At 32.3% G+C, this 13297-nt stretch carries 16 protein-coding genes; all 16 read right to left on the reverse strand.

Features of this window, described 5'->3' with window-relative positions:
* Nucleotides 1-74: 74 nt before the first annotated feature.
* Nucleotides 75-1076, reverse strand: coding sequence for an alpha/beta hydrolase (locus QLS71_RS14595; protein ID WP_308993277.1), 1002 nt, complete (start codon nucleotides 1074-1076; stop codon nucleotides 75-77).
* A gap of 72 nt (nucleotides 1077-1148) precedes the next feature.
* Nucleotides 1149-1868: a 3-ketoacyl-ACP reductase gene (locus QLS71_RS14600; protein WP_308993276.1), complete on the reverse strand. Its 720-nt coding sequence runs from the start codon at nucleotides 1866-1868 to the stop codon at nucleotides 1149-1151.
* 42 nt (nucleotides 1869-1910) lie between these two features.
* Entirely contained in the window at nucleotides 1911-2558 is a 648-nt protein-coding gene (locus QLS71_RS14605; protein WP_308993275.1) for a DsbA family oxidoreductase, read from the reverse strand.
* 47 nt (nucleotides 2559-2605) lie between these two features.
* A complete protein-coding gene (locus QLS71_RS14610) occupies nucleotides 2606-3394 on the reverse strand; it encodes a haloacid dehalogenase type II (protein WP_308993274.1) in 789 nt (262 codons plus the stop codon).
* A 68-nt stretch (nucleotides 3395-3462) separates the two neighbouring features.
* A complete protein-coding gene (locus QLS71_RS14615) occupies nucleotides 3463-3837 on the reverse strand; it encodes a hypothetical protein (protein ID WP_308993273.1) in 375 nt (124 codons plus the stop codon).
* 135 nt (nucleotides 3838-3972) lie between these two features.
* Nucleotides 3973-4521 (reverse strand): carboxymuconolactone decarboxylase family protein, encoded by a 549-nt coding sequence (locus QLS71_RS14620; RefSeq protein ID WP_308993272.1) that lies wholly within the window; start codon nucleotides 4519-4521, stop codon nucleotides 3973-3975.
* A 68-nt stretch (nucleotides 4522-4589) separates the two neighbouring features.
* On the reverse strand, nucleotides 4590-5153 hold the full coding sequence (locus QLS71_RS14625) for a TetR/AcrR family transcriptional regulator (protein WP_308993271.1): 564 nt from the start codon (nucleotides 5151-5153) through the stop codon (nucleotides 4590-4592).
* 85 nt (nucleotides 5154-5238) lie between these two features.
* Nucleotides 5239-5343, reverse strand: a complete 105-nt coding sequence (locus QLS71_RS14630; protein WP_308993270.1) for a DUF2200 family protein — start codon at nucleotides 5341-5343, stop codon at nucleotides 5239-5241.
* A gap of 166 nt (nucleotides 5344-5509) precedes the next feature.
* The gene (locus QLS71_RS14635; RefSeq protein ID WP_308993269.1) at nucleotides 5510-5665 is read right to left on the reverse strand and encodes a hypothetical protein; all 156 of its coding nucleotides are present in this window, start codon (nucleotides 5663-5665) and stop codon (nucleotides 5510-5512) included.
* A 67-nt stretch (nucleotides 5666-5732) separates the two neighbouring features.
* Entirely contained in the window at nucleotides 5733-6059 is a 327-nt protein-coding gene (locus tag QLS71_RS14640) for an SDR family NAD(P)-dependent oxidoreductase (RefSeq protein ID WP_308993268.1), read from the reverse strand.
* Nucleotides 6060-6342: 283 nt separating this feature from the next.
* The gene (locus tag QLS71_RS14645) at nucleotides 6343-7263 is read right to left on the reverse strand and encodes an MBL fold metallo-hydrolase (RefSeq protein WP_308993267.1); all 921 of its coding nucleotides are present in this window, start codon (nucleotides 7261-7263) and stop codon (nucleotides 6343-6345) included.
* Nucleotides 7264-7365: 102 nt separating this feature from the next.
* Nucleotides 7366-8223 carry an alpha/beta hydrolase gene (locus QLS71_RS14650; protein ID WP_308993266.1) on the reverse strand — a complete coding sequence of 286 codons (858 nt, stop codon included), beginning with the start codon at nucleotides 8221-8223 and terminating at the stop codon, nucleotides 7366-7368.
* 176 nt (nucleotides 8224-8399) lie between these two features.
* Nucleotides 8400-8963 carry a TetR/AcrR family transcriptional regulator gene (locus tag QLS71_RS14655; protein WP_308993265.1) on the reverse strand — a complete coding sequence of 188 codons (564 nt, stop codon included), beginning with the start codon at nucleotides 8961-8963 and terminating at the stop codon, nucleotides 8400-8402.
* 308 nt (nucleotides 8964-9271) lie between these two features.
* Nucleotides 9272-10795 (reverse strand): carbon-nitrogen hydrolase family protein, encoded by a 1524-nt coding sequence (locus QLS71_RS14660; protein ID WP_308993264.1) that lies wholly within the window; start codon nucleotides 10793-10795, stop codon nucleotides 9272-9274.
* Nucleotides 10796-11023: 228 nt separating this feature from the next.
* Nucleotides 11024-12022, reverse strand: a complete 999-nt coding sequence (gene lpxD, locus QLS71_RS14665) for a UDP-3-O-(3-hydroxymyristoyl)glucosamine N-acyltransferase (RefSeq protein WP_308993263.1) — start codon at nucleotides 12020-12022, stop codon at nucleotides 11024-11026.
* A 70-nt stretch (nucleotides 12023-12092) separates the two neighbouring features.
* Nucleotides 12093-13265, reverse strand: a complete 1173-nt coding sequence (locus QLS71_RS14670) for an LETM1-related biofilm-associated protein (RefSeq protein ID WP_308993262.1) — start codon at nucleotides 13263-13265, stop codon at nucleotides 12093-12095.
* Between the last annotated feature and the right edge of the window lie 32 nt (nucleotides 13266-13297).

The raw sequence follows: 13297 nt of genomic DNA on the forward strand, positions 1-13297 counted from the left end.
AATTAATTTAATTCTCTGTAGATTAATATATTTCGACAAGCTTAATGAGATGTTTTATTAAATTTTACTAATAATTATTTTTGTAAAAATTGAATTAATGGATTAATAAATCCGTTGAAGTTTTCAATGTGAGGCAAATGTCCAATATTTTCTAATTCAACTAATTGAGAATTAGGAATGCTTTTTTGTGTTTTCTTACCTAACTCATTATATAATCCCATCGTTTTTCTTACGTCATCTGTAACTAAGGGTTTGCCTAATGCGGTTCTATCTCTGGTGCCTATAATTAATAGGGTGGGAGATGAAATGTTTTTAAACTCATAAACCACCGGTTGTGTAAAAATCATATCATAGGTAAGTGCCGCATTCCAAGCAATTGTTTTATAATCCGAATTTAGCGTCCAGCCAGCTAATAAATTGACCCATTCATCATATTCTGGTTTCCATTTATTATCATAATAACTTACAAGCTGATATTTTTTAATGCTTTCATAGGTGTTTTTTAATTCATTTTGGTACCACCACTCAACGGGTTTGTAAGGCACCTTTAATTTCCAATCTTCTAACCCTATTGGGTTTTCTAAAATAAGTTTTTCGGTAGTTTCTGGGTACATTAATGCAAAACGAGTCGCCAACATACCACCCATAGAATGTCCTAAAATAGCCGTTTTATTAATTTTTAAAGTGTCTAACAATGCTTTTGTGTTTTGCGCCAGCTGTTGAAAGGTATAATGAAAATGTTGTGGTTTAGACGATTTTCCAAAACCTATTTGGTCCGGAACAATAACGCGAAATCCTTCCTTAGTCAAAGCTTCAATAGTGGTCTTCCAATAAGCACCATTAAAATTTTTACCGTGAATTAAAACAATGTTTTTTCCATTATAATTCTCGGGTTTTACATCCATGTAAGCCATTTTTAAATCTTGCTCTTGGATGTGTAATGGCAAAGTGGAAACCGCATATGGATAGGAGTAATTAGATAATTCAATATCTAACCACTGTAAATCATTATTCTGTGCAGCGGCATATGGATAACTGCATAAAATTGTAATTAATAGGAACAGGTTCTTAATCATTATGGGATCTGTTTATAATTTGTTTTAATTAGTAAACTGCTATTTTTAAAATAGATTGTAACAACATATTAATTATGGGTTTGTAGACCATAAAGAGGCACTTTTAAGCATGGCTCTTCTTGGTAATTTTAAACCAGCAACGATTAATTCTGCAAAATCTTCAGGTTGTAAAACGCTGTCTTCGGAATCTTTATTGGCAATACCTAATTCAATAGACATATCAGAAGCGATGGTACTTGGCGTTAATGTACACACACGAATGTTATTTTTACGCACTTCCTTCATTAAAGATTCAGACATGCCAATAACGGCGAATTTTGATGCAGAATAAGCTGATGTGTTTGCGTTTCCGTTCAATCCTGCTGTAGATGCTACATTAATGATGTCACCTTCGTTCTTACTAATTAAGTATGGTAAAACTTCTTTCGTTACATAATACATCCCCATAACATTGGTTTGTATAATTTGACTCCATTGCTTAACATCCATGTCATTTAAAGATCCAAAAGCTGCAATACCAGCATTGTTTACTAAAATATCTATAGAGCCGAAGGTGTTCATAATGCTTTTAATTCCAGTTTGAACTTCCTTATAATCGCTAACATCGAATACGGAATATATGGCCTTAACACCCAATGCTTCTAATTCAGAAACAGTTTCTTTTAAATCGGCTTCATTTCTTCCTGTTATAGCAACGTCAATGCCTTCATTTGCAAATGCTAGAGCCGTTGCTTTTCCAAGCCCTTTCCCGCCTCCAGTAATTATTGCTTTTTTATTTTTTAAATTTTTCATTTATAATATTTTTTTTTTGAATTGATGTATATTGTTTAGTAACTATTTAGCCTGTAAGAGTTCTGTTAACACTTGCTTGAACACATCCACAGGTTGCGCCCCTGTAACGGCACTTTTTCTATTAAAAACTACCGTAGGAACCGAGTTAACACCTAAGTTTTTCCAATAGTCTTCTTTACTTCTCACTTCGTGTCGTGCTTCTTCGTTATCTAATGTAGCTAATGCTTCTTCCGCATTTAAACCAACATCAAGTAAAGCTTGTTTTAATACATCTCTTTTAGAAACGTCCTTTCTTTCACTAAAAAATGACGTAGTTAAACGCATTTTTAAATCGGTTTGTTTACCAAAATCTTTAGCATACTCTAAGAGCATATGAGCATCAAATGTGTTGGACATGCGCATGTCTTCAAAATAATCGAAAGTAAAACCAAGTTCATCTCCAGCGTCAATCATGTGCTGTTGCGATTCTTTTTGCTGTTCCAAGGTAGATCCATATTTTTCTGCAATATGTTCTTGTAAATTTTGACCTTCAGCAGGCATATGAGGGTTTAACTCAAAAGGTTGCCATTCAATTTCGACTTGATCTTCAATACCTAATTCTTTTATTGCTTGTTCTAAACGTTTGAAGCCAATGGTACACCAAGGGCATACAACATCTGAAACGATATCAATTTTTAATTTTTCTTTCATTTTACAATTTAACTTTTATGTTTTTTTTTGAAAATAAGATATTATACTTATTTATAAGTCACAAGAATATCTGCTACTTTTTTTAAATCAGATTCTATAATTTCTGTTTTTGGAGCTAACGGAAAAGTTTGTTGTCCAGGTCGGCTAATAAATGCGGCTCTCCAACCAGCCCAAAGTGCTCCTGCAACATCCCAACCATGAGCTGCTATTAACATGCATTCTTCTGGTTTAACTCCCACTTTACGGGCTGCCCAAGCATAAGTGTCTGAAAATGGTTTAAATTTACCAATATCTTCAACACTTAATCTTTCATCGAAATATTCGGTTAAACCAGCACTTTCAAATTGTTTTTTCACACCTTCGTTTGATGAATTGGTGAATGAAACCAGTTTATAGCCATCCTTTTTTAATTGTTTTAAAGCCGTTTTAACTTCAGGGTGCGCAGGTAAACCTCGCAACGCATTTACTATGGTATGTCGTGCTTCGCTTTCTGAAATTGTAATACCATTATTTGCGGCCACCATTTGTAATGCAGCGGCTCCAATATTTCCAAAATGTTCGTATTGTCCGCCTGCTGTGGTTACTAAGGAGTATTGCAACATGGTTGTAAACCATAGCGATAATAAATCTTTTCGTCCTTCTAAAGCTTCTCCAACTTGCTCTTTCATTTGGGTGAGATCTAAAAGTGTTTCGTTCACGTCAAAAAATAATACTTTAGGTCTTATTTTATTCGTACTATTTTCTGGTGTGTTGCCAAAAGCTAAATTTGGTATCATCATTCCTGTTGTTCCCATAATTCCTATGTTTTTAATGAAGTTTCTTCGATTGTTTTTCATTCTTAATATTGCTATTTTTTATTCAAATACAAACTTTTTAGCCTATTATTTGATTAAAAAAGATTGTATTATTTTATAGTTTTTAATCGGTAAATAGTTAAAAATGATAATATTACTGCTATTATTACTAATATTAGTTTAGGTTCGGGTCTTGCAAAAAACTCCAATCCTAAGGCTGTAATCATGGTAATTAATAAAAAAGAAAAAGCAATTTTTCCTAGAATTTGGTTTTTGTTAATAGCAAAGAATAGAAAAAGAAAGGCTAAACCTAATTCTGAAATACCTGTGAATATTCGGAAAAAATTAGCATCCAAATGGATCGCATTTTCAAATTGTTTAAACCCTTCAACACTTTGTGGCTTTCCTAGTAATTTAGGTATTGCAAAAAAAGTCATTATCAATATTATTACAGTATTGATAACTTGATTTATAATGTTTTTCATTTTGTGTTTTTATTAATTTATGAGGGAAACTAATTTGTTTTCTATTGAAATGCGTATACTTATTTTTTAATAAACCTTCCTCACAAAAGGAGGAAGGTTTGTAGCCATTAATCTGTAGTTCTCAGGGCTACATTTTTATTTCTTCCAAGCAAACTTTTGGAAAGGTGTATCTACAGGTGTATTTGCAATGTGGTTTGTATAGTTACTAATTACTTTTTGAGATAAGCCTAAAATAATTTCTAATACGTGTCTTTCAGTATATCCTGCAGCGTAAAAAGCGTTTAAATCATCTTGTGCTACATGTCCGCGATTGCGAACCATAGTTAACGTCATAGTACGTAAAGCCTCTAATTTTGAATTTTCAAGAGGTGTTTCATTACGTAATGCTTCTGTAATGCTGTCATCAACTTTCATCATTTTTGCAATGCCTGTATGCGCAGGTACACAATAATGACATGCATGTTCAACATTTATTGTTTGCCAAACAACAGTTAATTCGTCATTGTTAAAAGAAGAATCTACAAACAATTGATGTAGTGTTTGATAAGCTTCAAGTAATCCTGGAGCGCCCGCTAATACCCCGTGCAAACCAGGAATCATACCATTTGCTTTTTGAGATTTCTCTAAAAAGGGTTTACTTTTTTCTGGTGCTGTTTCGATGTTATGAATTTTTAATGTTGTCATAATTTATTATTTAATGTATTATTAATATTTAACTAAACAATCGTTTAGTTATTGGTTAAAAAAAATGTTTATATGTTTTTGAATGTCATTTCTATGTAATCTTCAATTTCTTGCTGGCTATTAACTCTGGAAGCAGCGGCTAACCCGTGTTTTGCTAATAATAAAAAGTTAGCTTGTTGCATGATGGTTTTTTCATCTTTGGAAGCGTCCATTTTTAATTTTTCAATAATCAAAAGCTTTAGGTTGTCCATAAATAAACCCATTTGTTCCTTAATTAATTGGTCTTCCCGTTCTGAAAATTCATTATATGTATTAGTAACAAAACAACCTTTTTGATCGCTTCCTTTGTAATTTATATCAACCGAATCATAAAAAAACTGCTTAATATCGGCGACACCATTAGTGGCATTTTTAAATTTTTCAAGGATAACACTCACTTTCTGTTTGTAACATTTCAAGCTTTCAAGAAACAATCCATGTTTACTTCCAAAACTAGAGTAAATAGAAAACTTGTTAATGCCCATTTCTTTTTCCAGCATTTGCATAGAAGTTGTTTCATAGCCATTGCGCCAAAATAAATTCATGGCTTTTTCTACAACCTCAGCTTCTAAATATTCTTTTTTCCTTGCCATTATTTCTAATTACAGGACAAAACTAAACAATCGGTTAGGAATAAAAAAAAATTTAACTATTTTTTAGTAAATGAAGTTGCTTGTTTTAGATTTGACTTTGCACGTAAATTTTTTCCATTTTATGTCCTTTTGATAATCCATCAATCAACTTATCTGAATATCTTACTTGTTTAGTTAATGTGTTTTCCATGTCTTAAATCCGTTTTATGTTTTAAAAAACATTAAACTTTTATTAAGGTTTGAAGTAGGTTCGTTTAACGGTTAGTATATGAAAATCAGCAGATTTATAGGTGTTAATTTTCGGTTCAAAACAAAGATGTCAGAAAAGAAACAAACTAAATATTAGCTTTTTTCTGCTATTTTTTATATACATCTTTGTTAGCGGTTCGTTGTTTTTCTAACCAATCAATTTCCTCTGTTTCAGGATTTGTTTCTTCACTAAAGAATTTTCCTGTTGGACCGTTTTGGTCAATTGTTACATATTTTATAACTCTTCTGGCCGCTGTTTCCACGTCTCCATCATTTCCGAAAGTGATACCTGTATTATTATATATCCAAAATATCAGTTTTTTTACCGATTTATTCGGAAGCTGTTTTGACTGAATTGTTATCTGTTACATCTAGTTGAATGTACTCAACATTAGTTAGATTTTCTGTTTTCAATTTTTCAACAGCTGCTGCTCCATTTTGGCTATTTCTACTACCTAGATAAACGTAATACCCTTTTTGTAATAATAATTTAGCTGTAGCAAAGCCATCGGTACAAACCTGAAGGTAACCCGAAGAAACAGCATTAGTCTCAAAATTCACATAATCACACATTATACTGTTTTCTTGAATAAAACAGCGTGTTATTTCTTCTCCTTTATGGTTATAATAACAACCTCTGAAAACCCCTTCTGACACGAATGCAACTTGTTTTGGTATTTTACCTGCTTATGAAAAATAGGCTCCTTTATGAAGTGTAATTTCGTGAGCGCGACGTTTTATTAATTCAATTTGTTGTATGTTTAATTGCCCAAACTCCCATGTATAATTTATTAGTCTATCCATAGTTGCAAAGATTTTAACTTAAATTCCTTAGAGTTTGTCAAATGGTAAAAAATTATCAGTAAAAAATATTGATATTGTTAACTGTGTTAAAATAATATAAAAAGACTAAGTCAAAAAACCAGCACTATCAAATGAATTATTCAATAGGAATCCATTCATACTCGTTTTTACTTTTATTAAGTTTACCAATACCAGGAAACTTAATGTGAGCTCCTGCAATAGTTAGTTTTTTACGAGCTAGATTTTTATAAATTTTAAGACGTTGGTTTTTTCCTTTTTCAATATCTATATCATATGAATCTGCTAGGTTTGGCAATACAAATTGTATTTCTTTTATATGTACCATATCTCCCCAAAACAGTATTTTATTATGATTACTTTTAAGTAAGTAAGCCGTATGGCCAGGAGTGTGCCCTAGCAAGGGAACTGTTTTTATTTCGGGAAATATTTTTTTAGAACCTTTAAAAGTCTTTATTCTATTTTTATATAAAGCCAATATTGCTTGTTCTTTTAGGAAAAAAATTCGCTCCATCTCTTTCATTCCATTAAGATTCTTATTATCTATATAATAGTTATATTCAAGTTCGTGTAAATGAATAATAGCATTTGGAAACACACTTTCATTATCAATTGCTAATCCACCAGAATGATCCGCATGAACATGAGTTAGTAGTATATCTGTGATATCTTTTGGTTCATATCCTGCCATTTTTAAACTCTCTACTAGTTTTCCTGCTGAGTCAATATTTAAAAAATCACCCGCTCCAGCATCAATTAGAATTTTTTTATTATCTAATAAAACTAGAAATGCATTGACTTGAATATTTACCGGGTTTTCTACCCCAGATTTAGTAAGCAAACTATCGATTAGACCAGAATGTTCCTCTTTTAATAATTTAAAGGCATCTGTCGGCACAATACCGTCAGATAATGATATAACTTCTACCTCCCCGATTTTGATAATAAATTGGTTTTGTTTTTCTTGTGCTAACGATTTTACACTTATTAATTGAACTATACTAAATAATAGTAATGTTCTTTTTAAAACTGCTTTCATATAATTTTAATTTTAAACTTGTAGTCTACAATAGGCCAGGATCTGATAACTGGTAAAATTTTAAGTAGTCAACAATAATTTGTTTTTAAGCTTTTGGAATTACTATAAAGCATTCATAAAATCTCGTATTTTGGATATTATCTCATCTCCATTTTCTTCAAGAGCAAAATGTCCAGTATTATAAATATTATAATCTATTTTCTTAACATCTTGTTTAAATGCTTCTGCACCGCTTTCCGGAAAGTATTTATCATTTTTACCCCAAACAACTAATAATGGTGGTTGGTTTTCTCTTAGATATTCTTGCCATATAGGATATAATTTTAAATTACTTTGATAATCATACCATAAATCTAAATTTACTCTGTGGGCATTAGGACGTGACATTCTTAAATAATCTAAATGCCATGTATCAGCATTGATGTTTTCAGGACTTCTAGTACCGTGAGTATATTGCCATTTTAAACCTTCTAGCGTAAATGCAGGCAACAAAGCTTTTTCTGTACTTTCATTTCTGTTTTTCCAAAATTCTTTAATACCTGCCCAAGCTTCACCAATACCTTCTTCATATGCGTTCCCATTTTGAGTTATAATTGCGGTTACTTTTTCTGGGTTTGCAGTTGCAATTCTGAAACCGATAGGAGCCCCATAATCTTGCATCATTATTGCATAAGAGTCTAACCCTTTTAATTTAATAAATGACTGAATTGTGAGAGCCATATTATCAAAGGTGTATTCATATATTTCAGGAGAAGGAAAATCACTATTACCAAAACCTGGATAATCTGGAGCTATTAAGTGAAATTCATCCCCAAGTTGATTAAGTACTTTCCTGTACTGATGTGATGATGATGGGTAACCGTGTAACAATAAAATTGTTGGTTTATTTACATCTCCAACTTCTCGATAAGCAATTGATACGCCATCAACTACTGTATTTCTGTATTTAATTTGATTCATTTTATTTTCAGTTTTTATTATCTTTTTTGTATCGATTGTATTATTTGTGCAGCCAATAAATACTGCTATACAGATTATGTGAATCCATTTCGTTTTTTTCATGTTATTTGAATTTATAGTTTTATAATAGTAGTGAAAAACCGAACGTTCGGTAAAATATTAAAGTAAATTTTTTTTTAATCTTTAGCGTATATAACTTCAATATTATTTAAGGTATTAATAAAAATATTGGGGTTATTAAAACCTCTTGATACGATAAGACTACCTTGAATATCAATAAGCACCTGAATAGCTTTTTCTTTTGCTACATATAGGGTTAAATCAAATGCTAAACCAATATTTGTAAAAGCATCCACCCAATGTGACATAGAATCATTAATAAGTTGATTAAATAAGTTTACTCCAGATTGCATTGAAAAGGTTTGTAAAAGACAAGGATTGTTACCTTCTGCGTATAGTTCCTTTATAGATTGTAATCCATTTTTAAGTCGCTCTTTAGGAGAGAGTAATTGATTGGTTAACGTATTAAAAACATTTTCCTCTACCCAATTATTAACATGTAGCAATACAGCTTGTGCCATTTCTTCTTTTCCTTTGGGGAACCTATGATATAAGCTTGCTTTTTTTAATCCGGTAACTTCTGCTAACTCAGCCAAGCTTGTTCCTTCATAGCCTTTTTCTCTAAATAGTTTTGCAAAGCCATCAAGCATATCTTGTTCTTCTATTTTTTGTGGTCTCATATGGCAAATGTATAAACTGAAAAGTATTTTACCAAACGTTCGGTAATTTATTTTAAAAGATATTGTTATCTAAATAATTACGCTTGATTAGTAATGGTAGTAACGTATATAAATTTGCAGTATTAAATCTTGAAATTAGGTGGATGTAATGACCGCTAGCTAGAAAATATGAAATCGTTTTAATATTTTATAACTAATGTTAAACGAATTTAATTGAAATTTTCTACAAAGTCAAATAGCAAATTTTAAATAATAAAAAAATCCTGATAAACTTATCAGGATTCTAAATATATAATTTTAAAATAAATCTATTTCTTCCGCAATTCAAACAAATCCTTACGTCTATCACGCAAGTTTCTAACACTACCAAATTGATTCAATTCACGAAGCATATCAATATCTACATCAGCAATTAAAATCATTTCAGTATTAGTAGTGGCTTCGGCTTTTATTCCATTGGCAGGAAATGCAAAATCGCAAGGTGTAAATACCATCGATTGTGCAAATTGTATATCCATATTGTGTACTTTTGGTAAATTACCAACACTCCCAGCGATGGCTACATAACATTCGTTTTCTATAGCACGAGCTTGAGCACAATGGCGCACTCTGGAATAACCATTTTGAGTATCGGTTAAAAACGGTACAAATAATATATCCATACCTTCATCCGCAAGAATTCTGCTCAATTCCGGGAACTCCGAATCGTAACAAATAAGAATACCAATTTTACCACAATCAGTATCATAGGTTCTTAATTCATTTCCACCTTGCATGCCCCAAACTTTAGCTTCATCAGGGGTTACGTGTAGTTTTTCGTAGCGTTCGGTAGTTCCATCTCGCTTACATAAATACCCCACATTGTATAACAAATCGCCTCTTAATTCGGGCATACTGCCTGTGATGATATTGATGTTGTATGAAATAGCAAATTCAGAAAATTTTTGTACAATAGTTGGAGTGTGTTTTGCTAGTTCTCGAATGGCTTGACTTTCGGGCATGTGGTTATGGTCTGCCATTAAAGGTGCATTAAAAAATTCGGGAAACAAAGCGAAATCAGAACGATATGCCGACACGGAATCTATAAAAAACTCCGCTTGTTGCATCAATTCTTCCATGTCTTTATACAAACGCATTTGCCATTGTATTAAGCCTAGGCGCACTACTTTTTTCTTAGTAATAGCTTTGTTGGTTTTCTTCTCGTAGTAAATGTTATCCCATTCTAAAAGCACCGCAAATTCTCCTGAAGCTGTATCGCCTTCCAAATAGCCTTTTAATATTTTAGATGGATGAAAATCGTTCGATATCTGAAAGTTTAAAACTGGGTCGTGAATTTCTTTTCTTCTAACCTTGTCAATATATTCTTTAGGGCTCATTAGTTCAGCGTGCTTATGGTAGTTAGGTATTCTACCACCAAAAGCAATACCTCTTAGGTTTAATTTTTCAGTAAGCTCTTTTCGGTAATCGTATAAACGTCTGCCAAGGCGTAAGCCACGGTATTCTTTTTTTATAAACACATCAATACCATACAACACATCGCCTCTATCGTTATGCGTGCTAAATGTAAAATTCCCCGTAATATCTTCATACGTATGGTGGTCGTCAAATTGATTATAATCTAAAATAATAGATAAAGCACAACCCGCCAATTGCCCATTAACTTTAATAACTACTTGTCCTTCCGGAAATTTTTCAATTAAAGATTTTATATGGTATTTTCTCCAGTACGACCCCGGCATACTAGCGTAAGCTTCAATCATTACTTCTTTAAGCTGTTGGTAGTCTTCTAAAGTTAAATACTGTAATTCTATGTTTTCAATATTACGTATCATTTAAAATCTTTTTAATATTAATAATTATTTGGGCGTTACCCGAAAAGGGTCGGGCTATTCGTTGCAATCTTTTTAAAAGGTCATTGTGAGGAGGCACTAAAGAAGCAATTTGCCAATTTTAGTTTTTACCAAAGTTTTATTTCAATACGTTTTAAAAAGGATTTTCACTGCTATCCCTAACGCAAAAAAATCGCGTAAATTTAATGAAATTCTAGGTAAATAATACCCTTATTGTTTTTTCATAAACTGACGTAAAGCCACCCATTGTTTCAACATATCTCTAGCATCTTGCGCCGGATACCCTAAAACGGTTTTTCCAGCTGCCACATCTCCAACCACTCCAGATCCTGCACCAACGGTGGCACCCGAATGAATGGTGGTATGGTCTTTAATAGAAGCACTACCGCCAATAATAACACCATCTCCTAAGGTTACTGAGCCAGCAAGTCCGCTATGTCCCGCCATTATGCAAGAGCGTCCCATAATACTGTTGTGTGCTACTTGTACTAAATTATCAATTTTGCAACCATCGCCTATAATGGTTGAACTGAACTTAGCACGATCTACACAGGAGTTGGCACCAATTTCAACATAATGCCCTATGATAACATTACCTATTTGCGGTATTTTAACAAGGCCTCGACCATCATCACTTGGTCTGTAACCAAAACCATCAGCACCAATACTAACGTTGGTGTGAAAAATACAATGGTTACCAATAATACAACGCTCTCTAATAACGGTTCCAGACCAAACGATGGTATTATCACCTATAATTGTTTCATCAAATACACATACATTAGGGTATAAAATAACGTCATTGCCTAATTCTACATCTTTACCAACATAGCAGTTAGCACCAATTTTACATCCTGCTCCTATTTTTGCTGTATCGTGAACTACTGCGGTAGGATGGATATCAGTATCAAATACGGGTGATGGTGGGTTAAATAGCTCTAATATTTTAGCCATGGCTAAGTCGGCATTTTTTACCTTAATTAAAGCTCTGTTATTACCAGGTTCTATTTTTAAAGTATCATTTATTACGGCAGCGCAAGCTTTAGAGTCTGCCCAATGTTTAGCATATTTAGTACTTCCTATAAAAGTAATATGGTTGCTGTTAGCGTTTTGTAATTGCTCAGGGCCTTCAATGGATTGTGTGGTGTTTCCAATTAACTCACCGTTTAAAATGCTGTTAATTTCCTTAATGGAATACGATTTCTTCAAAATTTAAGCTGGGTTTTAGGTTCATACGAAGTATTGGTAAATTTAATGAAAAAAACGAGATTTTAAATTTTTATTCCTCAATTCTGTTTTCATCAAAAGCGGAAGGTAATAGTTTGGGAATGAATTTAACAACCAAAGGTAATAATAGCGCGCCACCAGGTAGTAAAAAAATGGCGAGACTAGGAATAGACTTAAAAATATCTAGCAATTGCTCTTGTACTTTTTTTTGTTCAACACGGGTTAAATCGCGTTGAGTAGATTGTGTAAGCAGTACCATAAGTTCTTTGCTGTCTTTTAACTCTTGATACAGGCGTTTGCTGTTTCTAATAATAAGCTTTTTAACCATTTTACTCGAGTTATTGTAAAAACTCTGTGCCATGTTGCTAGAACTTAACAAAGCAATATCGTCTCTATGTACATTGTAAAAGGTATTTACCGTTTTCATGGATTGTTTGATGTGCACAGCATCAACATATAAATCGGCGCTTAATTGAAGTAGAAATTGTTGTTCTCTTTTATCAATTGTTTTATCACTCCATGTCGCCATACATGCTAAATCTAGAATATAATACTTTTCTAAATTGGTTTTTATAGTTTTTATGGCTTCGGAATAAATGATAGGGGTACTGTCATGAAAGCGTAACGACGATTCAAACAATTTAATTAAACCATCATCGTATTTGTTTTTTGATGCTTTTGAATTTAAAGCACCTAAAGAAATAGCTTCAATTGAAGATTCTAATGTTTTGATATAGTCAATAGATATAGTTTCAAGTTTTAAGAACTCTTCATACGCTAGCACATCAACATAAAGGAGCGCATTAATTATAAAGTAATTAAAATTTTTGGTAATGAAGTTGTCATCAATTTGAATACGCTTGTGTATTATTTTTTCTAGTTGTTCGCTAGATTTTTTATCACCAAGAAAACCTAAGAAAAACGAAGTTTTAAGTTCATTTATTTCGGTGTAAAAGTTAATAACACTATCAACAAAAGGAATTTCTGTTTTAGAATTTGTGTGCGTGTATAGTAGCGCTAAACACAAATTGGTTTTAGAAAGCTCTTCATCGGTAAAATCATGATTTGAAATTACATTACAAACAATATCAAAATTACTTCCATAAATAAACCCACAATCTCGTAAAGCGTTGTAAAAGGTCTCACTTTCAACGTTTAGAAAAGAAGTGTTTTTAGTGACTTCTTTAAGTAGTTTTTTAATCCAGCCGTTAGCTGATGGGTTCATGACTCTTTTATTTATTCCTGCAAAAGTAATGT

The sequence above is a fragment of the Mariniflexile litorale genome (assembly GCF_031128465.2).
Lineage (GTDB): Bacteria > Bacteroidota > Bacteroidia > Flavobacteriales > Flavobacteriaceae > Mariniflexile > Mariniflexile litorale.

What these genes read in the sequence shown, in the direction of transcription:
- QLS71_RS14615 (WP_308993273.1), bottom strand. Translation starts at nt 3,837, where the DNA reads ATGAAAAACATTATAAATCAAGTTATCAATACTGTAATAATATTGATA.
- QLS71_RS14600 (WP_308993276.1), bottom strand. Translation starts at nt 1,868, where the DNA reads ATGAAAAATTTAAAAAATAAAAAAGCAATAATTACTGGAGGCGGGAAA.
- QLS71_RS14650 (WP_308993266.1), bottom strand. Translation starts at nt 8,223, where the DNA reads ATGAATCAAATTAAATACAGAAATACAGTAGTTGATGGCGTATCAATT.
- QLS71_RS14595 (WP_308993277.1), bottom strand. Translation starts at nt 1,076, where the DNA reads ATGATTAAGAACCTGTTCCTATTAATTACAATTTTATGCAGTTATCCA.
- QLS71_RS14660 (WP_308993264.1), bottom strand. Translation starts at nt 10,795, where the DNA reads ATGATACGTAATATTGAAAACATAGAATTACAGTATTTAACTTTAGAA.
- QLS71_RS14605 (WP_308993275.1), bottom strand. Translation starts at nt 2,558, where the DNA reads ATGAAAGAAAAATTAAAAATTGATATCGTTTCAGATGTTGTATGCCCT.
- QLS71_RS14645 (WP_308993267.1), bottom strand. Translation starts at nt 7,263, where the DNA reads ATGAAAGCAGTTTTAAAAAGAACATTACTATTATTTAGTATAGTTCAA.
- QLS71_RS14620 (WP_308993272.1), bottom strand. Translation starts at nt 4,521, where the DNA reads ATGACAACATTAAAAATTCATAACATCGAAACAGCACCAGAAAAAAGT.
- QLS71_RS14670 (WP_308993262.1), bottom strand. Translation starts at nt 13,265, where the DNA reads ATGAACCCATCAGCTAACGGCTGGATTAAAAAACTACTTAAAGAAGTC.
- QLS71_RS14630 (WP_308993270.1), bottom strand. Translation starts at nt 5,343, where the DNA reads ATGGAAAACACATTAACTAAACAAGTAAGATATTCAGATAAGTTGATT.
- QLS71_RS14625 (WP_308993271.1), bottom strand. Translation starts at nt 5,153, where the DNA reads ATGGCAAGGAAAAAAGAATATTTAGAAGCTGAGGTTGTAGAAAAAGCC.
- QLS71_RS14610 (WP_308993274.1), bottom strand. Translation starts at nt 3,394, where the DNA reads ATGAAAAACAATCGAAGAAACTTCATTAAAAACATAGGAATTATGGGA.
- QLS71_RS14655 (WP_308993265.1), bottom strand. Translation starts at nt 8,963, where the DNA reads ATGAGACCACAAAAAATAGAAGAACAAGATATGCTTGATGGCTTTGCA.